The sequence below is a fragment of the bacterium genome, from assembly GCA_040755755.1.
In the GTDB taxonomy this organism is placed as follows: domain Bacteria; phylum SZUA-182; class SZUA-182; order DTGQ01; family DTGQ01; genus DTGQ01.
The window spans coordinates 45044-67930 of the sequence record JBFLZW010000019.1; the positions used below are offsets into that span (position 1 = coordinate 45044).

Genomic DNA, 22887 nt, shown 5'->3' on the forward strand with positions numbered 1-22887 from the left:
AAGTTTTGCCCTTCTCCTGAGTATGAACCCACTGACCACTGACCACTGACCACTCAGACAGGGAGAAGCAGAATGAATTTTGTTCCCTTGGGCATATTATCCTCTCCCGTAATGTGGCCGTTATGATCACCAATGATTCGGTGCACTATAGCCAGGCCAAGTCCCCGCCCCTCTTTTTTGGTGGAAAAATACGGCATGAAGAGTTTCTCTTTGTCTTCCGGAGGGATCCCCTTTCCATTGTCACTTACTTCCAGTCTTACTTTAGACGAGGAGCGGTCATAAATACTTACTACGGTCAATTTTTTTTCCGGGCCGCCGGGCCCGGACATGGCATCGATTGCATTGTCAAACAGGTTGATGAATACCCGCTTGATCTGCTCTCGGTCCAGGTTGACCAGGGGCAGGTCTGCCGATAGATGCTGCTCGAAGCGGATATCGGGATACATTTCCTGATACCTGCTTATAACCATGCCGATCAGATGATTCAGGTCTTCCGGTCTCAGGTTGGGCAGGGGCAGTCTGGCAAACTGGGAAAACTCGTCGATCATGTTTTTCAGGTCATTCACTTCCTGAATAATGGTTTCGGTGCACTCTTCAAAAATTGCCCCATAACCGGAACCGCCTTCATAGAACCTTTTTCGGAGCCGCTGGGCACACAGTTGAATGGGGGTGAGAGGATTTTTGATTTCATGGGCCAGTCTGCGGGCCACCTCCTGCCAGGCAGCCACTTTCTGGGCTTTCATGAGCTGCGTGAGATCGTCGAAGGCACAGACCATGCCCCGGTAATGATTTTCCTTATCGAGAAGAACCGATATGCTGACCAGAAGATGCACGCCTGCTCCTCCGACCTGAAGATGGACCTCCTTCTCGGTAATCGACTTTTTTCTCTCCTCCACACTGTCCAGCAGCACGGAGAGTCCCTGAAGTTTAGGGCAGTCGAAAACGGCCCGGTAAGGGACACCGATGACCTCCTGCTGAGAGAGTCGCAGCATCTTGGCAGCCGATTTATTGATGGTGGTGATATGACCGTCCTGGCCGATGGTCACGACTCCGGAGGCAATGTTTTCAAGCACGGTCTCGATGTAGTCCCTGCGGCGGTCCAGCTCCTGATTGGTGGTTTGCAGCCGCCGGTGAACTGAGTGAAGCTCGTCCGTCATCTTGTTGAAAGAATTGACCAGCATGCCGATCTCGTCATCCGCCTGGACCGTGACTTTGTAATCCCAGTTTCCCAGGGCTACTTTCCGGGTGCCTTCAGCCAGTTTCTGAATGGGAATCGTGATGCCGCGGGCCAGGTAGAACCCGAACCAGGTAGCTGAAAAGATAATCAGCAGGGTAATAAGCAAAAAGGTAATGATGTAGCTGCTCTTGATCGGCGTTTCAAAAACCTTCCGCTGCTTGTATTCTTCATAGGCATTTTTAATGTCCCTGATTTCCTCCATCAGGCCGTGAGGATCGAGGATACAAAAAACCACAGCTCCGGCAATTCTTCCCTTCCCCGATTGGGAGGCAATCGGAACAGCCCCTTCGATAATATCTCCCTGACGGATCTTGCGGACAGTGGAATGTTCCTGTCCCCGCAGGGCCCTGGCAACCAGGTCTTTTACCGGGCGGCTCGCAAGACTGCGGGGAATTTTCGGGTTATCCAGATGCACGATCTCTTCCCCCCCGGCCCCGAACACCGTGACTGTACCAAGGGCGAATTCCTGCTGCACGCTTTGGACTGCAAGCACCAATGCACTCCGGTTCCCCTCATGAATCAAACCCTTTCGGGTAATCGTTTCACTCAATTCGCGGGTTTTGCCGAATGCATTTTCCAACTCGGTATTGTAATAAACCTGGGCCACCTTCATCGCCTTGCGCAGGTATTCCTCATTCTGGGCATTGAACCAGTTATCGATGCTGGTATTAATAAGGTTACTGGCTACCAGAAAAAGAAGCACGCAGGGGATGAGAGAAAGACCGACAAAGGAAATGATCAATTTGGTGCGGAATTTTGCTCCCAGCACATTTTGCTTTCGCTCAAAGTACAATTTGACCAGGTTCCGCAGCACCATCAGGATGGTAATGACCAGCAGGATGATATTGAGGTTCAGGGCAACCAGAACCAGGACATTGTGAGCGATATTGATCTGAGCCCGTACCTGATAAATTACCACTTCGGTTACGGTCAAAAAAACAATCAAAACGAGGAGGCCAATAATAGCCTTCCACCGTTGGCCAATACCCTTGGTCTTGTCCATTTCTCCCATCATAATCACAATGCCCGCAGGCATCGTGTTTTCAGTTGAGCTTTGATCTCAGGGCTACGGATGGTCTTTGTCGAATCAGGGGCCGGGTCCGGGCCGCTTTATCTGATATGGCAGCAGGTATCGGGGAGGTAACCCAGGAAGTATCAACATCTAAAAACGAAACAAGATATGATAGCAAATAATTCAACGGAAATGAATAATTTAACGGAAACGGCATCTTGATGCACTTCATTTCAGCCTTCAGCCTGACCATATAGTTCCTGTTTGCAGGTAATAACTCCTGAGAAGGAAGAAACTTGAATGATTCAAGACCGGCCATCCATTTTTTCATCTCACGCTCATCCCTGGTAATCCTCACCTGGGGAGCGATTCCATCGTCCAGAGTAACCTGATATTCTTTCTTGAGGGTATCGTACTCCACCTTGTGCTGTATTAATCGTTTGTACGGTTTTTTATCAAACCAGAACTGACGGGGACTGACCAGCTCAAGATAGTACCTGAAGGTGGTCGGAATACCGCTGGCAATAGCCTCGTTAATCCCTGAGGTAAAGGCACCCTTTACCTGGGCATCGATATAGATATAATCCTTCCCCCGGGTAATGGTAAAGTCCACAATTTCCGCTTTGAAAGCCCAGGCCGGTGGATGAGTGCCCGGCAGCAGAAGAAGCAGAAAGAGCGCAGCCATCAGATACCGATTTACTCCCCCGAAATATTTCATGACCAGCTTCGATCTATCCTGCATGTCTTTTACTGATTATTTTAGCCGGTTGGCTAATCCAGCCTCCATCTTGATGACTTCATCGGACTCTCTGGCGACCCACTGGTTCATCAAACCGCACATATCCCGGAAAAACCTCGTCCCTGCAGATACCGGGACGATGCCTGCGCCTACTTCATTACTGACGAGCAGCACCTGCCGGGCGGCAACGGATCTGATGACCGCCATAAGCCCCTGGATATCGTTCCGGAGCCAGACCTCGAACCGCTCCTGATCCTCCAGTTGTTCCGGCGATCTATGCTCATGGAAATGATTGGACAGATAGAGAGTCAGGCAATCGACAATAATAAACTCCGATTCAGGTCCGGCCTGTTGAATGGCTTCACTCAACCGGTATGGCGCCTCGATGGTCTGCCAGGTTTCCGGACGGCTCCGCCGGTGCCGGTGAACCCGCTGCTGCATCTCTCCGTCCAGGATCCGTGAGGTTGCTATATACGTAACGCGGCAAGAATCCTTTACCCGTTCAACAGCATAAGAACTCTTACCGCTGCGGCAGCCGCCAAAAATAAAAACCGCTTGAGCCATGGTTATTTCCCCTCTCATATTCTGTCAGAATATGCTATTTCGGTAAAATATTCCATCTGGAAATTTGAATTTGACTCCAGGTACTTACTCCGGGTAAGTTACTCCAGGTATTGAGCTGAAGGGAATAAAATATCTTATCAGAAAACCGGAAAGGTGTAAATCTTTATTTATCGATAACGGGTTGACTAAGGAAGATTAATTCTATACAATACTGATGAAATTCTTATAATCGGTGAAAAAGGACACCACAGAGGCACAAGAGGCACTTTGTATGAGCATGAGCACGAGTATGAGCACTGAATTTTGTGGCACCTATGTCCTGATCCTTCATTCCCACATCCCTTATGTTCTTCATCACGACCGCCTGAATGAGGAATGGCTGTATGAGGCCACTGCCGAAACCTATATACCGCTGCTGAATGTCCTGTATCGGCTGGTCAGAGAAGGGGTATCCCCGCAGATTACCATCAATATCTCGCCGGTGTTGGCCGAGCAGCTCAGCAGCCCCTACTTTGTGAAGGGTTTCCAGAATTACTGTGACTGGAAAATCCGCTTTACTCAGGAGGACAGAAAAACCTTTGCCGGCCATGATCCTCATATGCTGAGACTGGCTACCCTATGGCATAAATTCTACTATAAAACCCTCCGGCTGTTTCAGGATACCTATCAGGGAAATATTGTTCAGGCCTTTCGTCACCTGCAGGATGAGGGTCATATCGAGATCATTACCTGCGGAGCCACTCACGGCTATCTGCCAGCCCTGGGAGAAGATGCGAGCATCAATGCCCAGGTCCGGATGGCCAGGGCAAGCTATGAGCGGCTTTTCGGACAATCCCCCAGGGGCTTCTGGCTCCCTGAATGCGGCTACCGGCCAGCCTGCCACTGGGTTTACCCTCTGACCCACCGTCGTCACCAGCCAGCCCGCTTCCGCCAGGGAGTCGAGGAATTTTTGGGAGAAAACGGCATCTCCTACTTTATCATCGATCAGGAACAGTTGAAGAAAAGCCCATCCAGCCAGGTTGCCAAAATTCCCTGGAGTACCTACTGTCTGCATAACAACAGCGGGATGCACACTCCCATGACCCTTTTTGTCCGCGATACCGGCCTTTCCGAACAGATCTGGAATTTTGAGATCGGCTATCCGGGAGATCGCGATTATCTCGAATTCCACAAAAAACAGGGAGGGAGCGGCAACCGGTACTGGAGGATTACCGACAAAAAACTCGATCTGGCCTATAAAGAGATTTACTTTCCTGAAGCTGCCAGGGACCTCGTCATGCGGCAGGCAGGCCACTATAAATGGTCCATCAAAAAGACCCTCAAGAGCCAGTTCTTACGAACCGCTCAGGCAGGATTAAAGGTATCGGCCTTCGATGCCGAGCTGTTCGGCCACTGGTGGTTCGAAGGGCCTGCCTGGCTCTATCAGTTGCTGAAGTGGATCCACCGCGATCCGGAAATGAATATCCTCACCTGTTCCGCATATCAAGCCAAATATGCTGCCTCCCAATCCCTTGAGCTGCCTGAATCTTCCTGGGGAAGGGACGCCAACAGCAGCACCTGGATCAATCCGGCCATTGAGTGGGTCTGGGAAAGGATCTACAGTGCGGAAAAGGATATGCGCGACCTTGCCAACCGCTTTCAGGGAGAGAAGGACCCTCTGGTACAGAGGATACTCCGCCAGTGCATCCGTGAGCTGCTCATCCTGCAATCTTCCGACTGGGAGTTCATGATCACCACCAACAGCACGAAAGATCATGGAGAGCGGCGGGTCGTGGAGCACCACGAGGATTTTAAACGACTCGTCCACCTTGCCCTTGTCTGGGAGCAGAACCGGACGATCGATGCCGAAAGCATGGCCTTTTTGCAGGAATGCGAGGACCGCGAGAATATCTTCGCTGATCCTGATCCTGGATGGTATCGGTGAAGAGGCAGGAGTCTTGTTTAATGAAATATTGCCAGAGCTCCAGCTCCAGGGTCGGACCAGGACATCGTATATTGAGCAAGTCCTGTCCGACAGGACACCAGTCCTGTTCTGCAAGACGGAGCCATAATGCCTTGTAATTTTTGGTAATGTCAAGGATATCAATCCTATTTCCCCTAGGCATTTTCCACTTTTCCAGGACAAATACCTGCCCGGATATGACTCCTCATCCTGCCTTTTGCCAGTCTGTGAACCTGTAAGAGTTTGAAATTTCAGCAATCGATGTTTTATTTTCCCCTTTGGCATAGTTTTTGATCTATAGCCTTATGAAGGTAAGAACTTATCACTGACCACTGATTTCAACAAAGGGTTTATCCTGATGAAATTGCTTTACTATGCAACATCGATAGAGGGAGCCGGTGAGCGGCTTCAGAAGATCATCGAAGCCCTGATTCCAGAGGAGAAACGAGAGGTTTACCGGACTATCGGCCACCTGTCTCACCGGCTTCGCCAGCCGATGATCAATCACTCCGTGGTTGTGCTTCTTGCTGCTACCAGGGAGGATCTTTCGGATATTCTTTCCATTCGTGACTTGTTCGGTGACCTGCGTCTGATTGTCATTCTCCCCGATCATGAAAGTAAAACCATTGCCATTGGGCATTCGTTGCGGCCGCGCTTTTTGAGTACCATCGATAGTGATTTTTCGGAGGTGGCCGCTGTTCTGGACAAAATATTTGAGCGGGAGCGTCAAGATTAATGCTCAGGTTACATCACTTCACGTATAGTACGGTTTTCAAAAGGTTTCGGCTCCGCCGCCATCTCTCCCGCTGTGGGACCCGGCTGTTGGAAGTCAGCCAGGGTCTGCTTATGCTGGCTTCTCGAAGTGAGCGGGAATTCCTCTCGCTGGGAGAGAGATTACAGGAGTTTTCCTCGACCTCCCGGCAGATATCCCGGCAGGTCAAGCTCTCTCTGCAAAAACTGAGCAGTACGGGGGATGATGCGATTTTGGTTAATATCCGGCATCTCCTTGAGCGAGCAATAACTACCTTGCGTGAGCAGAGTGAAAACATGGCCAGGTCAGTCCAGCATATGGAGCCGATTGGCGAAAGGCTCTATCAGGTGAGCAAGCTTCAGGATGATTTTCAGAAGATCTCCCGCATTCTGAGTATCCTGGGTACTTCCATCAAAATTGAAAGCAACCGGACTGACACAAAACAGGGTCAGGAGTTCATGATTCTCGGCGATGAGGTCGAACAGATATGGTCCCATATCAACCAGCATACTGAAAACATGCTCTCTCAGACTGCCCGATCTGCCAGACTGGTAAATTCGGCCCGCAAGCATATAAAAGACAGGTTAAGGATTTACCAGACATTGATTACCAAGGCACAGAAGTCCATCCTGTCAGCCCTGGCTGAGGTAGAGGAGATATTTCAGCTTTCTTCGGTGGCCATGAACGGATTGGCTGAATGTGCCCAGCAGATCTCACGGGAGATTGGAGAAATCGTTTTCTCCCTTCAATCTCATGATATCAGCCGTCAACAGATCGAGCATGTCCATGACGCCCTTGATGAAGCAGGGAACAGGCTGAAAAACCCCTCCAGCCCTGGGGCCACATCATTGCTGGCCTATTTACCCGCTGCCAGCCGTAACCTGCTCATCCAAAGGTCACAACTGGAAAATGTGAGCCTGGAAATGGATCAGGCAGGTACCAGAATCCGGAAAAGCCTGACTGAGATTGCGGGCAAACTGGAGCGGGAGGATGAATCGTTTGCTGCTTTTCGGGACAATACTCACAGCCGGGAAATGGGAAAAGTAGAACTGCTGAAGGAAGAGATCTCGCAACTGGCCTCGATTCTCAATCAATGTCAGGGGCTTGAGGAAGAAATATCTCAGGCGTTAAAACCAACCATTCAATCTGCGGTCCAGGTTGAAAAATCCATGAAGGAAATGGAAAAGGTGGGATATGCGATTAATCTCCTGTCTCTCAATGCCCTCATCAAGTCAGCCCAAAACCTTGAATCAGGCCAGACCTTTGCCGTATTGGCTGAAGAAATCCACCAGCAGGCCATCCTTTCCTGTGAATTGTCGGAACAAGCCTGCCGGGAAATATCCAGCCTGATCAAAGAGAGCGAATACATGGATAAGGCATTGAATCTTTTCAGTGAACAAAAGAATGAAGCAGCCTCGATCATCCGGCTGACCATGGACAATGCTCACAGCCTGAAGTCTCTGAACCGCGAGTTGAGTGCACTTATCTCGCTCCTTGGTGAAAAGAACAGCCAGCTTGCCTCCGGGCTTGTGGCTGTAGCCCGGGATATCCGGTTTGATGAAATGTTCCGGACCACAATCATGCTGTGCACGGAGGCATTGGAAAACATCCGGAACGAAATTCAGGACTTTGTCATGGATATTCAGCAATCCGGGCGGGAAGGCCAGACTGCGGATACGGAACTGGTCGATGATCACTACACGATGGAAAAGGAAAGACAGATCCACCTGCAGGCAATCCTCGGTGCCAGTGTGGAAAAAGAGAATTCGCAGGAAACATTACAGGAAACATTATTCGAATATAATCAAGATCGAAACCAGCAGGACCACCGGCAGGCCGAAGACCAGCAGCGGGCCAATGGCCGGGATCAGAACGAGGGCCATATCCAGGCTCAAAACCGGCAGGAACAGGACCAGAACGAGATTCAAAGCCAATATCAAGCCGGGGAGCAGGCTCCAGGAAGTCAGGAGGAATCCCTGGGGGATAATGTGGAGCTGTTTTGAGGAAGAAAGGAGTCAGGAGTCAGAATTCAGAATGGAGCCTAAGAGCCTGAAGTTAAAGGGCAGGATTGCTGCTTTATTCACTTGGCTGTCGGTAGCTGACTATTGATCAGTGGCCACTGACCACTGACTACTGTTTCTCCTGACTCCTGACTTCTGACTCCTGACTCCTGACTCCTGACTCCTGGCTCCTGACTCCTGACTCCTGACTTCTGGCTCCTGACTCCTGACTCCTGACTCCTGACTCCTGACTGAAAAGAGGAGTATCCATGAATCAAGAACAAGAGCGGATCTCATTTACCAGATATATAGTCGATAACCTGACCGGTCTTTTTAGCCATGCATATTTTCAGGAAATCCTCTATCAGGAAGTAAGAAAAGCGAAAACCGGCAATTATCCTCTCTCGCTGGCTTTCTTGAACCTCAATGGCTTTTCATCTTATAACATGGCCTATGGGTATTTCCAGGGGGACTCCCTTTTAAGGATGACCGGTGAGATCATACGGCATGGCATTCGAAATACCGATATCGCCTGCCGGTACAAAGGAGACGAGTTTGCTGTCATTCTTCCGCAGATGGGCCCTCAGCAGGCACTGTCGTTGATGGATGAAATCAGGTACCGGGTGTCCCAGGGTTTAGGTCCCAAAGGAGAACAAACCATTACCCTGAGCGGAGGGATTGCCTCGTTTCCTGTCGATTGCGGTAGCGGGGATGAATTGATTATCAAGGCCCAAAAAGCTCTGTCTCAGGCAAAAATCAGGGGCAAGAATCAGTGCCATCTTTTTACGGACTCCATCAGCCTGCCGCAAGAACACCAGGCAACCATTCTTATGGTTGACGATATGAAATGTGACATCCTCTATATGGAGGAAGTTCTGGCTCCCTTGAACTATTTCTTCCTCAGAGCTTCAGATGGAATGCAGGCCCTCTCCATAGTTCAGCGTCAGAAGCCGGATTTGATCCTGATGGATGTCATGATGCCCAACATGAATGGGTATGAAGTCTGCCGCAGGTTAAAGGGAGACGAGAAGACCCGGCTTATCCCCATCATTCTGATTACCTCGCTGAACACGCTTCAGGACAAGATAACGGGAATTGAGGTCGGAGCCGACGATTACCTCCGGAAACCTTTCCAGAAAGCGGAACTGGTGGCCAGGGTTAAATCCTTATTGCGGGTAAAGTATCTCAACGATCACCTGGAAAACCAGGAAAACGTGATTTTCTCTTTAGCCAAGGCTATCGAAGCGAAAGATAAATATACGATTGGCCATAATGAGCGGGTCACTAACTACGCATTTTTGCTGGGAAAGCGGATTGCCCTGGATGACACCGGGCTCAATGCCCTGAAGGTCGGCGGTTTTCTTCATGATATCGGTAAAATCGGCGTACCGGAGTCGATATTGAATAAACCCGGCCCCCTGAACCTTTCGGAGCGGAAAGCTATTGAAAAACATCCGGAGGTCGGATTTACCATTTGCCTGCCCCTCAAGGACAGGTTGGGAGACGCCTTGTCCGTTATCCGTTATCATCATGAAAAGCTCAATGGCTCAGGCTATCCCAGTGGCCTGAGAGGGGATGTTATTCCCCTGGTGGCCAGAATCATGGCCATAGCGGATATCTATGATGCTTTGACCACTGACCGGCCCTACCGGAAACGATTAACCAGGGAAGAGGCCTTTGATATCTTGAAAAATGAAGCTGCCCGTGGATTGCTCGATCAGGAACTTGTTCGTCAATTTGAAGAGGTTATCAGCTAACCAGGAGAACCAGGGAGGAAAAACCAATGAGTCAGGCTACTATCTGCAATTCCAATCAATACCTTACCTTTACGCTGGGAAATGAGCTGTTTGCCGCGGATATTGCCAAGGTTCGTGAAGTTCTGGATTTCCCCACTATTACCAGGGTGCCGCGCATGCCCGATTTCCTCATGGGAGTCACCAACCTGCGGGACAATGTGGTGCCGGTGATCGATATGCGGCTCAAGTTCGGTATGACACCCACCGAACGAACGGTAGACACCTGCGTGGTTATTGTCGAGACAGAGCTCAGCGGAGAGCAGGTTACCATCGGCTGTCTCGCTGACTCGGTTGAGGAAGTCCTCGATCTTCCCCAGGACCAGATCGAGCCCCCTCCCAAAATAGGGCTTGGCCTCGATACGGAATTCCTGAAGGGGATGGGTAAACAGGGAGACAAATTCCTGATGATTCTGGATATGGATAAAGTGCTCTCCAGCAGTGAACTCCAGTTTGCCAGGGATGCAGCAGAGGGGACAGCGCCGCAGGGCGAGGCGGCAGGCGCTGGCGCAGGCGCTGAGTGAGGAAATACCCAGGTAGATAGGCTGGAGGTATTTAGGCAGTTAGGAAGAGACAGTTCTGGGGGGATGAGAGCTGATGGTGCGCTGGAGAGCTCTGGTAAATGGATGTGCCTGATGGGTGGGGTGCAGGAAACTTCATAAGGAGCGGAGAAACCATGTTGAAGAACGTAAAACTGGGAGTGAAAATCGTCATCAGCTTTTGTGTGATTATTGCCATTGCAATAATAATCGGCGTGGCAGGCTATCGGGGCATGAATAACGTTATGGAAGGCACGGACGAACTTGCGGATGTCTGCCTGCCCAGTGTGGAGCACATATTCCTCATGATCGAGGCACAGAAAGGGATTGCCAAGGGAGAGCTTGCATTGATCAACCGCAGGTTGGCAGATACTGAAATCCGCAGGGCTGCCTACGAAGAGATTGAAACGGCATGGAAAGAGGCCGATGAAGCCATAAAGGCCTATAACTCCCTTCCCAAATCTCAGGAAGAGGATAACCTGTGGAAACAGCTCATGCTGGAATGGGACCAGTGGAAGAGCGGTCATCTGAAGTTCATGGACTTATCACAAGCCAAGGACAAACTGGTTGCCGGGGGTGTTGATCTGAACAATTCGAAAGTGGGTGAGCTTGATAATCAGTTACTTGAGGTTTACCTTCAGAACCGGAAATCCTTTCTTTCTGTGCATGCCATGCTCGATAAACTCATTGACATAAATCTGCGGCAGGGCGAAGAAGCGTCCAAAGAAGCTGATGATGTCATGGCATCCGCTCGGAAGTACCTGATAGGGACAATGGTCATCGGCACTATTATAGCGGTCTTACTTGGGCTGTTCTTTGCCAGAAGCATTGCCGGTATAATCAAGGCACTCCTGTCCGAATCCAGCCGGTTAACCGAAGCCGCGGTCAATGGACGATTGGACGCCCGTGGAGATACTGACAGGATTAACTTCGAGTTCAGGGGGATCATCCAGGGTATCAACGATACTCTCGATGCAGTGATCAGCCCGTTGAATGTGGCTGCCGAATATATAGACCGCATCAGCAAAGGTGATATCCCGGCAAAGATTACCGACGATTACCGGGGTGATTTCAACGAGATCAAGAATAACCTCAATACAATGATCGATAACCTGACCACTTTTGCCCTCGATACCCAAAGAGTTGCCGAGCAGGTCGCATCCGCAAGCCAGCAGATGAGCTCCAGCACGCAGCAGATATCCCAGGGGGCAACCGAACAATCCTCTTCGGCCGAAGAAGTATCCTCCTCAATGGAGCAGATGGTCGCAAATATCAAGCAGAATGCCGAAAATGCCCAGCAGACCGAAAGAATCGCCCTCAAATCCGCCAATGATGCCAAAGAGAGCGGCCATGCTGTGGCTGAAACCGTGACTGCCATGAAAGATATCGCCGGCAAGATCTCGATCATCGAGGAGATAGCCCGACAGACCAACCTTCTGGCCCTCAATGCCGCCATCGAGGCAGCACGCGCCGGAGAGTACGGAAAAGGCTTTGCCGTAGTAGCCTCTGAGGTACGCAAACTGGCCGAGCGAAGCCAGATAGCGGCAGGTGAAATCGGCAAACTGTCCTCGTCGAGTGTGGAAGTGGCGGAAAGAGCCGGTGAAATGCTCGCCAAACTGGTGCCGGATATTCAAAAGACTGCGGAACTTGTCCAGGAGATCAGCTCAGCCAGCAATGAACAGAATACGGGTGCTTCCCAGATCAATAAAGCCATCCAGCAGCTCGATCAGGTGATCCAGCAGAACGCCGGAGCATCCGAGGAAATGGCTTCCACATCCGAAGAAATGGCCGCGCAGGCCGAGCAGCTTCGGAACACCGTCAATTTTTTCAAGATCGGTAATACAGCCAGGATGGGGACTGAAGGCAGGGAAAGCAATATTGGCAGTGCTTATAAAGCATCTGCCGGTTCCCATAAGCCCGGTGCCGCTCATGCACCTCATGCCAGTTTCGCTGCATATGCATCGGCTGATAATGGCAAGCACTCACCCCCCATCAGCCCCGGCACTCAGACCAATGGAAACGGTCATCATCAAGACCCTGCCGACCGTGATTTTGAGTTCGTGTAAATCGCTCATAGGCACAGAGGGGCAAGGCATAAAGTTGTCTTGCCTCTGCCCCTTTGTACCTGAGGAGATGAGGTGTTGACCTGAATTATGGCTTTTACCTACTTTTTCCGGGATATGCACACCCTGGAACTTATCGTCAGGTGCATGACCCCCTGGGCCAGGGGCCGCAGTCGCGTCCGAATCTGGGATGCAGGCTGTGCCACGGGTCAGGAAGCATATTCTCTGGCCATGATGTTTGCTGAAAACATGGGCCATTTTGCCTTCAGAAATCTCCACATAGATGCAACGGATGTAGATGGCAGCAATCTCTTCGGGGCTCTTATTTCTGAAGGTCTCTATCAAGGCAAGGAGTTGCAAAGGATGCCGAAGGCATTCTTCGACAAATACTTTCAACCTTCCGGAAAGACTGAATATTTTAAAGTCGTTGATTCTATCAGAAGCCGGGTTTGTTACCAGAAACATGATCTGCTTTCTTTGCAGCCCATCGGAGAAGACTTTAGCCTGATCTTATGCAAGAATGTGCTGCTTCATTTTCAATATGCCGAGCGGGTGGAAGTGATAAAAATGTTCCATAAGGCACTGGCACCGGGAGGTTACTTCGCAACTGAACAGACCCAGAAGCTGCCGGAGGAAGTTTCCCGCCTCTTTGAAAAGGTGACTGCCAATGCCCAGTTGTTCAGGAAGATCCCGGGGAGTAGAGAAGATTATCCCTTAACCCCTGTCGCTCATATTGGATAGTCACCACGCTTGTGCCGGACAATCAAAAAACTGCGGAATTGGTACAGGAGATCAGCTCTGCTTGTACCGAACAGAATACAGGGGCAGAACAAAAGGGAGGGAATGGCCACCATATTCACGCTGACGATGCCCTGATGGATATGGACTTTGAACCGGACAGCCGTTAATCTGTGCCGGAAGCATCAAGCAGAGGGAGGAATACAGGATCATGAGGATGCTGATTGTTGAGGATGACTTTATTTGCCGTCACATTCTTAAAGAATCTCTTGCCCCATATGGCGGTTGTGATATTGCCGTCGATGGTGATGAAGCAGTCCAGGCTTTCCGGCTCTCCTGGGAGGAAAATAAGCCATATGATCTGATCTGCATGGATATCATGATGCCAAAAGTGGATGGTATGGAAGCCCTCAGCCAGATACGGAGGCTTGAAGCTCTCATGGGAATTAAAAAACCGTCCAGGGTGAAAGTGATTATGGTTACCGCAATCGATGATGTAAATAACATGGTTAAAGCAATCAACGGGAAGGGGGCTAATTACTATATGGTTAAACCGATCAATAAAGAAAAGCTCATCAAGCTCCTGACTTCGATGAATTTCAAGTGTGGCTCATAAGACAGAAATTTACCAATGAAAAAAGACCACGGAAACAACCACAGGATTAGTAAAATTTTTATCAAACCTTTTAGCATGCTGTCATTCATCGGGGCTGTTGTCATCATCTATCTGGTAGGGCATCTCACGGCACCGATTCTGACAGTTCTCACCTTTCTCTTTATCATCCAGTATGTTATCAATCATCGTCTGTGTAATTGGATGAATAATCAATTACAGCAAGATGTTGCCGTGCTCAGGCAGGCAGAAAAAGCGCTTGAGGAATCCAAGAAGGAGTTGATTGTCCGGAACAAAATCGCTGATATTTTTCTCACTATTCCGGATGATGAAATGTATGCTGAAGTATTGCAGGTTATCCTCAACTTCATGGAAAGCAGTCTTGGATACTTCGGATATATCAACCATGATGGGGCCATTGTCTTACCCTCCCTGACCGGAGATGTCTGGGATCAGTGCCGGATGAAAAACAAAGACTTTGTTTTCCCCCGCCAGGTATGGAGGGGCATTTGGGGCAGGTCTCTCAGAGAGAAAAAGACCCTCTTTTCCAATGAACCTCTCCCTGTGCCTGAAGGGCATATCTCTATAACAAGGGTTCTGGTTGTCCCTATCATGTATCAAGGAGAGCTTATCGGTCAGATCACAGTTGCCAACAAGGGGGCCGATTATACGGCCAGGGATCAGGAACAGCTTGAAAGCATCGCCAACCAGCTGGCTCCGGTACTTCACGCAAGGATTCACAGAGACAGGCAAAACAGAGAGCGCGAGCGGATGGAGGAGGAACTTCGACAGGCGGAAATCCGCTACCGAACTCTCTTTGAACACTCGCCCGACGGGATTGTGGTTATCGACCCCCAGACCACAATGCCGTTAGAATTCAACCCTGTTGCCCACCAGCAACTGGGCTATACCCGCGAGGAGTTTGCCAGGCTGCACATTTGTGATTATGAGGCGGCTGAAGAGAGCGAGACAACCCAGGCCCATGTAAAGGCAATATTAGCCACTGGTAAGGATACTTTTGAAACTCTGCACCGTACCAAATCGGGCCAGATCCGGAATGTGCTGATTACGGTGCAGACAGTCGAGCTGTCAGGACAGCCTGTACTCTACTCTGTTTTTCGAGACATCAGCGAACGAAAGAAAATGGAGGAGGAACTTCGACAGGCGGAAATCCGCTACCGAACTCTCTTTGAAAACTCACCCGACGGCATTATAGTTGTAGACCCTGAAACCGGGCTGCCGGTTGATTTCAACGCTACTGCCCACCAGCAACTGGGCTATACCCGCGAGGAGTTTGCCAGGCTGCACGTTACTGATTTTTCTGCCTGTAAACCTGACAGGTGTCGGACCTGCAAAAAGAAAATACTGGCCAATGGGCAGGTTACCTTTGAAACCCAACACTATACCAAATCAGGCCGGACTATCGACATCCTGGTTACGGTCATACAGGTTGAGTTATCCGGCAGGTCTTTACTTTACCGGGTTTGCCGGGACATCACTGAGCAAAAGGAAATGGAGCGGGCTCTCCGGGAGAGCAGGCAGCGGAAAAAAGCCATCCTTGACAATATTCCGGATATTGCCTGGCTGAAAGATAAGGATAGCAGGTTTATTCTTGCCAATAGAGCCTTTGGTCAAACCTGCGGCGTAGATCTGGATGATTTGCCGGGGAAGACTGATCTGGATCTCTGGCCCCGGGATCTGGCTGAGAAGTACCGGGCTGACGACCGGGAAGTCATGCGGTCAGGTAAAAGAATAGTCATCGATGAGCCTCTGACAGACAAGGATGGTATAATTCACTGGATAGAGACAATCAAGACACCGATTTACAACGAACAGGGGGAAGTCATCGGTACGACCGGCATTGCCCGTAACATCACGGAACGCAAAACCGCGGAAGAAGCCCTGCATATGGCCAAGGAGGCTGCCGAGGCTGCAACCAGGGCCAAAAGTGAATTTCTGGCCAATATGTCCCATGAAATCCGCACCCCGATGAATGGCATCATCGGCATGATCGATCTTGTTTCGGACACTCAACTGACCAGTGAACAGCGGGAGTATCTGAATATGGCCAAGACTTCGGCCGATTCCCTCATGGGTCTGCTCAACGATATCCTGGATTTTTCCAAGATGGAAGCCGGACGGCTGGATCTCGAAAAGATCGACTTCGATCTTCGCACGACCCTGGAAACATCCACCGAGGCACTTGCCATTCGGGCCCATAAGAAGGGGCTGGAGCTCATCTGCCATATCAGGCAGGATGTTCCAACCATGCTGACTGGCGATCCCGGCCGTTTGCGCCAGATTCTTGTCAATCTTGTTGGAAATGCCATCAAGTTTACCGAGAAAGGCGAAGTGGTGATTGTCTGCGGTGTCGAAAGCGAAGATGCAGAATCAGTCATGCTTCATTTCTCTGTCTCGGATACCGGAATTGGCATTCCCAGGGATAAGCAGGGGATTATCTTTGAAAGCTTCCGCCAGGTTGACGGCTCTGCCACCCGGCAGTATGGGGGGACCGGCCTTGGCCTGTCCATCTGTCAGCAGTTAACGGAAATGATGGGTGGTAAAATCTGGGTGGAAAGTAAACCCGGCAAGGGGAGTACTTTCCATTTCACGGCCAGGTTCACCATGCAGTCAGACAAAAAGCCGATCGAGGCGGAATCCCGACCGGCTGACCTTCTTGATTTACCTGTTCTGATTGTGGACGATAATGAAACCAACCGCAAGATCCTGATGGAGATGGTTTCCTCCTGGGGACTTTTGCCGGGGGAGGCCAGGGATGGGAAGAGCGCTCTGGCTGAAATGGAAGCAGCGGCTTTTGCTCATAGTCCCTACCGGCTGGTTCTTCTGGATGTTCAAATGCCCGGCATGGATGGCTTTGAGGTCAGCCGCCGGATTAAAAACAACCCCGCCCTGGCCGATGCCAGAATAATTGTGCTCACTTCGCTGGGACAAAGGGGAGAGACCAAGATTTGCAGGGAATTAGGGATTTCAGCCTATCTTCTCAAGCCAATCAGACAATCGGAGCTTTTTAATGCCATCAGTCAGGTCATGGGCGGCGTAATATATGGCCAGGAGCAGGCTGCACCCTCTCTGGTTACCCGGCACACACTCCGGGAAAAGAAGAACAGGCGAAGCCTGTCGATCCTCCTGGCAGAGGATGATCCTATCAACCAAAAGGTCGCTGTCGGTATGCTGAAAAAGCAGGGTTACTTGGTTCAGGTAGCTGAAGATGGAGAAAAGGCACTGATGGTCCTCGATCATCAGCCGGTCGATCTTGTCCTGATGGATGTCCAGATGCCGGTTATGGATGGTTTTGAGGCTACCAGGGCTATCCGGGAGCGGGAAAAGCTCTCCGGTCTCCATACCCCGATTATCGCCATAACTGCTCATGCCATGAAGGGAGATAAGGACAGGTGTCTTGAAGCAGGCATGGATGGCTATATCTCGAAGCCAATCAAAATGACTGAACTTGAGCAGGAGATTGAGCGGCTTATCCCGGCCTCCGGTCTGGCCGATATCGAGGTGGAAGATGCACCCTCACCGCCAGCAAAAGTACTGGCCAGAGAGGTATTGGCCAGGAAAGTATTCGATGCTTCAAATACTCTGGTCAATCTGGATGGAGACAGGAAGCTGTTAAGAGAGGTTGTTGACCTTTTCCGGAAAAAGGCGCCGACTCAAATCCAGCAGTTGAACGAGGCTTATCTGAATGATGAAACAAGTCTTCTCGAACACCTGGCACATTCCTTGAAAGGAAGCGCCGCCAATGTCGGAGCAAACAGGCTTTCCGATGCCTCTTTCCGCCTTGAGCTTGCCGCCAGAGGAGGGGAGAGAGAAAAATTCGGCGAACTGATTCAGCGCATCGAGCAGGAAATGGAGAGTTACGAAACTTTATTGTCAGGCTTTAGCTGGGAAAGTATTCAATAACCGTCTCTTAGAACTGCCCGGAGGTATCGATCATGAAGTCATTGATTGTTGAGGATGATTTTGTAGCCCGCCGTATTTTGAAAGATATCCTTTCCGCCTATGGCCACTGTGATATAGCTATTGACGGCCAGGAAGCGGTTTGCGCCTTTCGGATGGCCTGGGAAGAGAACAGACCCTATGATCTGGTCTGCATGGATATCATGATGCCGAATATAGATGGCCACGAAGCGCTCAGACAAATCCGCGAGCTCGAAGATCTTCTCTGTATCACCAATTCACGAAAGGTAAAGGCAATTATGCTCAGCGCCCTTGACGATCCTAAAAATGTGGTCCGTGCATTTGCCAAGGGAGAAGTGTCCTCTTATCTGGTCAAGCCGATCAAAAAGCAGGACCTTGTTGCCGCAATAAGCAAGCTTGGGCTCCTTGCCTGAGATGCTCCTTATAGACAAAGAGACATCGAAAGTGGAAGCGGCTTCCAGCCCCTTGAAGAAGCGACAGGATGGCGCTTCCACTGTGGAGGCGGGTTTCTGGCGAAAGATCGCCGCTCGTATTGTCAGCAGCGGATCGGGGGACAAGTCTGCTAGGCTGCAGCGCGAGGGTATTTCCTGATTTTTCGTTTGAGCGTCTTGATCCTTTTCCTCAATCGACTCACTTTGACAGCGTCATTGGATTTACGAGCCTCGTCTTGATCTTTTCGCCGGGCCCGCATTTCCTGCTTCAAGGATTCCTTGGACCTTTTGATTTTCGCCTTCTTTTTTGCTGCGATTGCGTGCTCTTCCTCATGAATCCCCAGTACATTCATGAGGGCGTGAACCAGCTGGTCCTTTTCCATCTCATGAATGGTGCCGGAAATCTGATCCTTATACTTGAGCGCTTCATCTCTTAATTTAGTTATGGTCATCTTTTCCAAGTCTCTTTTTTCCATGTCCTGGATCCTCCTCCGTGGAAAGATTAAGAGAGTAAAGGTGAAGAGTCAAGATATGCTCAATTCCCTTCGGCATCAGATGAATATTGACGCTTATCATAGCACTTTTATGTTATTTCGTAAAGAATAACTTTCCAAATGTGCTGCACACTCACTACTCCGTCAATCCTGCTTTCCATAACTCAACAGCCGGATTCCATTTCAGAGGAAGTGGCTCAAGGTCAGGGATTTTTTTGGTGTTCCAGGCCAGGATGGTAAAAACTTCGAAGAAAAACGGCTGAACGTAGCTTTTGGTAATAAGTTCCTGGGTTGTGCAGCAGGCCTTTCGGCTTTCTTCCGGATCATTGGAGTGCAGGAAAATGGAAAAAGCTTCATCAAGCTCAGGGCTCTGATACACAGTGAACCAGAAAGGCTGACCGGTATAGTAGAAGAGAGGATAACGCACCTGCGGCCAGAGGGCCATTTCAAACTCTCTGCTGCGCATCTTTTCGGCATGTACGCCGAATTCCATAGGCTGCAATTTTACCTCTATGCCCACCATTTTCAACTGGGCCTGTATCAGGTCGGCAATTACCTCGTAAACCGGATCAAAGCTGCTCCATGACAGGGTGACTGAAAATTTCTCCCCCCCTTTCCTGATTACGCCGTCCATACTCCGGTCTTTCCATCCCGCTTCAGCCAGCAGTTGTCTGGAAGCGGATACATCACTGCGCCTTCTGCGTACCTGGGGATTGTACAGAAAATGGTTTTGGGGAACCGGGCCATTGATGCTCAGGGAGGCATCATGAATGAGGCTGTTGATTGTATGCTGATCTATGGCCAGATAGATTGCTTCCCTTACCCTGATGTCAGTGAAGGGCTCTTTCTGATAGTTCAGCACCAGAGAATGGACCGACGGATCGGGGCTGGAGAGTTTTTCCACTGCACAATGAGCGGCCCTGAGGCGGGGAACCATTTCAAGAGGCACCTTGTCAAAACAATCGAGGCCGATCAAATCGATATCACCTGCCTCAAGAGCGGCTATCCGCTCCCCGGGATCAGGGATGACCTTCAGCATAATATGAGGGATTTTCACTTCACCCTGCCAGTAATAAGGATTTTTAGCCAGCAGAATATGTCGGGCCCTGCTGTACTCGCGGATGGTATATGGCCCTGTACCGATAAATCCGGTCACTTTTTCATCCGACGATGGTTTGACCACAGGGCTTATATGCGGTGTGGCCAATTCATCCAGGAACAGGGTATATGGCTGATAGAGGTGAAAGCAAACCGTGCGCTCATCGATAATCTCTATCGAGGAGATTGCGCTCCAGCGAGTCAGGCTGGAGAGCTGAGTGAGAAATTCTTCCGGCTCTCCGTGAGCACAGGATGGAAACTTCAGGGACTTCTCGCGCTCCCTGGTGTCTCCCGGTATTGGAGGAAGAGCAATTTCGTCTAACCATTCTTTCCGGCACTGCTCTTCGGTGGACTGATGGAAGACGGCCTGTCCATTGGCGGCGATTTCCTGTTTTTTCCTTTTTTCCCGCATCTCGAAGGATTCCTTGACATGATAGGCTGTGACCCGCGTCCCATCGGAAAAGCTAATACCATCTCTGATCCTGAAGGTATAATCCCGACCATCCTCGCTCTTCTCCCACGATTGGGCGATCAAGGGGAGATATCCGCCCTTTTGATCCTGACTGATCAATGTCTCGAATACCAGACCATTGAATCCTTTGTATGACCAGATGTCCGAAACCCGCCAGTCTCTGGCAGTGCCGATAACCATAGTATCCGGAGAATGCACTTTTCCTTTCCGTAAACAGGCCAGGAAACAAAGAAGACCCATCCCAATCCCGAAAGTCAATCCCGCCAGCATCCATCTTCTGCGCATGTAAAATATCTCCCCTGCTCAACCCCAAAAAGGTAAGGCTCTTTCTGTAGCCGCTGAAAAAGATGTAAAATCCTATTTGAAATATGCAAAATTTGAGCCTGAAATGACACAACCTGCATACACAGCGAGGGGATTGGGTTTATACTGCCGGTTATCGTCCACTGCGACAGCACCCACACCATGGGGAAGCCGCTTTGGAATGCTGCGGCAAGACACCACTTTCCGCTGGCAGCGTAAAACCTATTCTGGACGGGTATAATTCCCACGCAGTGCTATATCTTCGTGCTCTTCGTGAGGCTAATTTCGAGCAAATAAAATGTATATTCAACTTAAAACGATATAATATCTTTCTTTGTATTTAACCGAAAATAGTAACTGAAAGGTGTTTTTAATCAACAACCCCTAACATATAATCAGATGAGGTGACCGTATGAGAATGAACATCCGGCGTATAATAATCATTTTATTAATTTGCACTTTTATCAACTGTCTGTGTGTAACAAATTTTGCCTGTGCTCAAGGTGCTATATTAGGGGAAACATTTGTGGAAGCGATTGATACTTTATTGTCCATAAGAGATGAATTTATCGACATTGTTGATTTTTTCAACCCCATAAGGAGCGAGTGGATGTCGAGAAATAATGAATTCATGAAGGACATTCTGGTGATAATGAAAGATATCCAGGAGAGAATACAATTGCCTCAATAAATTTACCGAAAGCAGCCATAACTCAATCCATCAGCTCTTATAAATCCCCCCTGACCTCCAGCGGGGAAAGGGGGGCACCATTCCCTGACAGGGACAGGTTTTGCCCATCGGATATTTTTAGGTTATAAAAAATTTGACAAAATAACGTATATCTTTTAAATTATATATTATATATCTTTACTAAGATATCTATAGTTTATAGATAATGCATATCGTATTTATAATATTGATTTATATTTTTTATTAAAAGCAAGGAGGTACTCCTTTCTGTATTTGAGATATTCCGATTCTGTATTTGAAATATTCCGATCCAGGAAATAATTATGCCTTTTCATAAGAAAGAGGCATCTTGGATGGAAGGAAATATATCGTTATTGTAACTCGAGGAGACAGGCTGTTGGAAAAAACCAAGAAGTAATATCTGAATTCAGGGGGGATCGGAAGGAGAATCAGCGATGCACGAAGCACCGGCAATGCAAGAAGCATTTGAAATGAGGACACCTCCCCGTAGGGACGCTGCCATTTTCAGCTTATCATGCCTGGCGGCCCTTGTTCTGATATCCACTGGCATACTCTTCTCTATACCCCGGTGGGCAGCAGCAGGAGAGCTGGCCATATACTGGCCGGGAAAACAGGGGGTGATGAGCCTTCAGGAGCAGGAGGCATGTGCCGCATATATCCACGACCATGTTGCTCAGGTAACTTCAAAGGCAGTATTTGGCGGCTTTGGGCAGAATACGATTGATTCTCTGAGAGGCTGGCTCGACAGCCACCTGAGAGACGGGAAAGCGGATATCCTGGTGGTTATTGATATCTGTCCGTCTCTGGTGTTCCGGGGCGAGGTTGACGGTTCAATGGCCGAGCGATGGATGGAGTCCGGCAATATGGTGATCTGGACAGGGTCCGAGCCTTTCGGCTGGTATATTGATCTCGATGGAGTAATACGGGATCGGGGAGCTGGTGAAAAAGGGGCAAGCCAGGTGCTCGATGTATCCTCACCCGGCCTGTGCCGGGGAGTCGGCCTTCAGGAACCAACCACGGCGGTCCGGGACTATCAGGATCCGGACGGAGATTACAATATCGCTTCCTTTGTCGAGTATGAAGCTCGACATGCCCTGTGCTACGATCAACTGCTCATCGATGCCCTGTCGTCAGACTGGCACCATGTGTCCTTCTGGCGGGTCGATGAAGTCTTTGCCGAAGACAGCGAGAGCTATCAGTCGGACAACATCATCCTGGTGAACACGGCAGGCGGTCAGTATGGCCAGTTTTACTGCCTGCCCGGATTTAACCAGGCCCGAATGAAGGTTATTACCCAGGTAATCGACAACTGGGTATCCCTGCCCTGCCGCACCCTGGTGGTTCCCACCAGCCAGTATAAAACCATCCAGGCGGCCATTGATGCAGCCCAGGCCCGTGATACGGTCCTGGTCAGGGCCGGTACCTACCGCGAGCAGCTCGTTCT

Annotated in this window: 19 protein-coding genes; 13 read left to right on the plus strand and 6 right to left on the minus strand. The window is 49.8% G+C overall.

The window, feature by feature from the left end; all coding sequences use genetic code 11:
- Positions 1-53: 53 nt before the first annotated feature.
- From AB1611_07145 to cobU, 3 genes are read right to left on the minus strand one after another with little or no spacing between them, the layout of a single operon-like run.
- Positions 54-2240 carry an ATP-binding protein gene (locus AB1611_07145; GenBank protein ID MEW6379367.1) on the minus strand — a complete coding sequence of 729 codons (2187 nt, stop codon included), beginning with the start codon at positions 2238-2240 and terminating at the stop codon, positions 54-56.
- Positions 2241-2280: 40 nt separating this feature from the next.
- Positions 2281-2991, minus strand: coding sequence for a DUF4390 domain-containing protein (locus AB1611_07150; protein MEW6379368.1), 711 nt, complete (start codon positions 2989-2991; stop codon positions 2281-2283).
- A gap of 12 nt (positions 2992-3003) precedes the next feature.
- The gene (cobU, locus tag AB1611_07155; GenBank protein ID MEW6379369.1) at positions 3004-3552 is read right to left on the minus strand and encodes a bifunctional adenosylcobinamide kinase/adenosylcobinamide-phosphate guanylyltransferase; all 549 of its coding nucleotides are present in this window, start codon (positions 3550-3552) and stop codon (positions 3004-3006) included.
- Positions 3553-3841: 289 nt separating this feature from the next.
- Between cobU and AB1611_07160 the strand changes: the two genes are divergently transcribed.
- The 3 genes from AB1611_07160 to AB1611_07170 all read left to right on the plus strand — a co-directional run bounded on the left by AB1611_07160 (position 3842) and on the right by AB1611_07170 (position 8248).
- A complete protein-coding gene (locus tag AB1611_07160) occupies positions 3842-5476 on the plus strand; it encodes a 1,4-alpha-glucan branching protein domain-containing protein (GenBank protein ID MEW6379370.1) in 1635 nt (544 codons plus the stop codon).
- 376 nt (positions 5477-5852) lie between these two features.
- Positions 5853-6230: a hypothetical protein gene (locus tag AB1611_07165; protein MEW6379371.1), complete on the plus strand. Its 378-nt coding sequence runs from the start codon at positions 5853-5855 to the stop codon at positions 6228-6230.
- A complete protein-coding gene (locus tag AB1611_07170) occupies positions 6230-8248 on the plus strand; it encodes a methyl-accepting chemotaxis protein (GenBank protein MEW6379372.1) in 2019 nt (672 codons plus the stop codon). Before AB1611_07165 ends, AB1611_07170 begins: the two co-directional genes overlap by 1 nt.
- 127 nt (positions 8249-8375) lie before the next feature.
- Here the strand turns inward: AB1611_07170 and AB1611_07175 are convergent, their stop codons facing one another.
- Entirely contained in the window at positions 8376-8516 is a 141-nt protein-coding gene (locus tag AB1611_07175; protein ID MEW6379373.1) for a hypothetical protein, read from the minus strand.
- Here AB1611_07175 and AB1611_07180 point away from each other — a divergent pair.
- From AB1611_07180 to AB1611_07215, 8 genes are all read left to right on the plus strand, one after another.
- The gene (locus AB1611_07180) at positions 8515-10002 is read left to right on the plus strand and encodes an HD domain-containing phosphohydrolase (GenBank protein MEW6379374.1); all 1488 of its coding nucleotides are present in this window, start codon (positions 8515-8517) and stop codon (positions 10000-10002) included. The two genes, AB1611_07175 and AB1611_07180, sit on opposite strands and share 2 nt — an antisense overlap.
- Positions 10003-10028: 26 nt before the next feature.
- Positions 10029-10562 (plus strand): chemotaxis protein CheW, encoded by a 534-nt coding sequence (locus tag AB1611_07185; protein MEW6379375.1) that lies wholly within the window; start codon positions 10029-10031, stop codon positions 10560-10562.
- Between the two features lie 152 nt (positions 10563-10714).
- Positions 10715-12643: a methyl-accepting chemotaxis protein gene (locus tag AB1611_07190; protein ID MEW6379376.1), complete on the plus strand. Its 1929-nt coding sequence runs from the start codon at positions 10715-10717 to the stop codon at positions 12641-12643.
- Positions 12644-12730: 87 nt separating this feature from the next.
- A complete protein-coding gene (locus tag AB1611_07195; GenBank protein ID MEW6379377.1) occupies positions 12731-13381 on the plus strand; it encodes a CheR family methyltransferase in 651 nt (216 codons plus the stop codon).
- An 11-nt stretch (positions 13382-13392) separates the two neighbouring features.
- Positions 13393-13548: a hypothetical protein gene (locus tag AB1611_07200; protein MEW6379378.1), complete on the plus strand. Its 156-nt coding sequence runs from the start codon at positions 13393-13395 to the stop codon at positions 13546-13548.
- A gap of 41 nt (positions 13549-13589) precedes the next feature.
- Entirely contained in the window at positions 13590-13994 is a 405-nt protein-coding gene (locus AB1611_07205; protein ID MEW6379379.1) for a response regulator, read from the plus strand.
- Positions 13995-14009: 15 nt separating this feature from the next.
- The gene (locus tag AB1611_07210) at positions 14010-17915 is read left to right on the plus strand and encodes a PAS domain S-box protein (protein MEW6379380.1); all 3906 of its coding nucleotides are present in this window, start codon (positions 14010-14012) and stop codon (positions 17913-17915) included.
- 32 nt (positions 17916-17947) lie between these two features.
- Positions 17948-18346, plus strand: a complete 399-nt coding sequence (locus AB1611_07215; protein MEW6379381.1) for a response regulator — start codon at positions 17948-17950, stop codon at positions 18344-18346.
- Positions 18347-18495: 149 nt separating this feature from the next.
- Here AB1611_07215 and AB1611_07220 read toward each other — a convergent pair whose 3' ends face one another.
- Both AB1611_07220 and AB1611_07225 read right to left on the minus strand, forming a co-directional pair.
- Positions 18496-18840, minus strand: a complete 345-nt coding sequence (locus AB1611_07220) for a hypothetical protein (GenBank protein ID MEW6379382.1) — start codon at positions 18838-18840, stop codon at positions 18496-18498.
- Between the two features lie 154 nt (positions 18841-18994).
- Positions 18995-20713, minus strand: a complete 1719-nt coding sequence (locus AB1611_07225; protein MEW6379383.1) for an ABC transporter substrate-binding protein — start codon at positions 20711-20713, stop codon at positions 18995-18997.
- A gap of 544 nt (positions 20714-21257) precedes the next feature.
- Between AB1611_07225 and AB1611_07230 the strand changes: the two genes are divergently transcribed.
- Together AB1611_07230 and AB1611_07235 are read left to right on the plus strand one after the other, a co-directional pair.
- Complete coding sequence (locus AB1611_07230; protein ID MEW6379384.1) at positions 21258-21422, plus strand: hypothetical protein; 165 nt, start codon at positions 21258-21260, stop codon at positions 21420-21422.
- Between the two features lie 455 nt (positions 21423-21877).
- The coding region (locus AB1611_07235) for a hypothetical protein (protein MEW6379385.1) at positions 21878-22887 on the plus strand (1010 nt) is incomplete at its 3' end.

What these genes read in the sequence shown, in the direction of transcription:
- AB1611_07220 (MEW6379382.1), bottom strand. Translation starts at nt 18,840, where the DNA reads ATGGAAAAAAGAGACTTGGAAAAGATGACCATAACTAAATTAAGAGAT.
- AB1611_07195 (MEW6379377.1), top strand. Translation starts at nt 12,731, where the DNA reads ATGGCTTTTACCTACTTTTTCCGGGATATGCACACCCTGGAACTTATC.
- AB1611_07165 (MEW6379371.1), top strand. Translation starts at nt 5,853, where the DNA reads ATGAAATTGCTTTACTATGCAACATCGATAGAGGGAGCCGGTGAGCGG.
- AB1611_07185 (MEW6379375.1), top strand. Translation starts at nt 10,029, where the DNA reads ATGAGTCAGGCTACTATCTGCAATTCCAATCAATACCTTACCTTTACG.
- AB1611_07180 (MEW6379374.1), top strand. Translation starts at nt 8,515, where the DNA reads ATGAATCAAGAACAAGAGCGGATCTCATTTACCAGATATATAGTCGAT.
- AB1611_07160 (MEW6379370.1), top strand. Translation starts at nt 3,842, where the DNA reads ATGAGCACTGAATTTTGTGGCACCTATGTCCTGATCCTTCATTCCCAC.
- cobU (MEW6379369.1), bottom strand. Translation starts at nt 3,552, where the DNA reads ATGGCTCAAGCGGTTTTTATTTTTGGCGGCTGCCGCAGCGGTAAGAGT.
- AB1611_07215 (MEW6379381.1), top strand. Translation starts at nt 17,948, where the DNA reads ATGAAGTCATTGATTGTTGAGGATGATTTTGTAGCCCGCCGTATTTTG.
- AB1611_07150 (MEW6379368.1), bottom strand. Translation starts at nt 2,991, where the DNA reads ATGCAGGATAGATCGAAGCTGGTCATGAAATATTTCGGGGGAGTAAAT.
- AB1611_07170 (MEW6379372.1), top strand. Translation starts at nt 6,230, where the DNA reads ATGCTCAGGTTACATCACTTCACGTATAGTACGGTTTTCAAAAGGTTT.
- AB1611_07210 (MEW6379380.1), top strand. Translation starts at nt 14,010, where the DNA reads ATGAAAAAAGACCACGGAAACAACCACAGGATTAGTAAAATTTTTATC.
- AB1611_07205 (MEW6379379.1), top strand. Translation starts at nt 13,590, where the DNA reads ATGAGGATGCTGATTGTTGAGGATGACTTTATTTGCCGTCACATTCTT.
- AB1611_07145 (MEW6379367.1), bottom strand. Translation starts at nt 2,240, where the DNA reads ATGGACAAGACCAAGGGTATTGGCCAACGGTGGAAGGCTATTATTGGC.
- AB1611_07175 (MEW6379373.1), bottom strand. Translation starts at nt 8,516, where the DNA reads ATGGATACTCCTCTTTTCAGTCAGGAGTCAGGAGTCAGGAGTCAGGAG.
- AB1611_07190 (MEW6379376.1), top strand. Translation starts at nt 10,715, where the DNA reads ATGTTGAAGAACGTAAAACTGGGAGTGAAAATCGTCATCAGCTTTTGT.
- AB1611_07225 (MEW6379383.1), bottom strand. Translation starts at nt 20,713, where the DNA reads ATGCGCAGAAGATGGATGCTGGCGGGATTGACTTTCGGGATTGGGATG.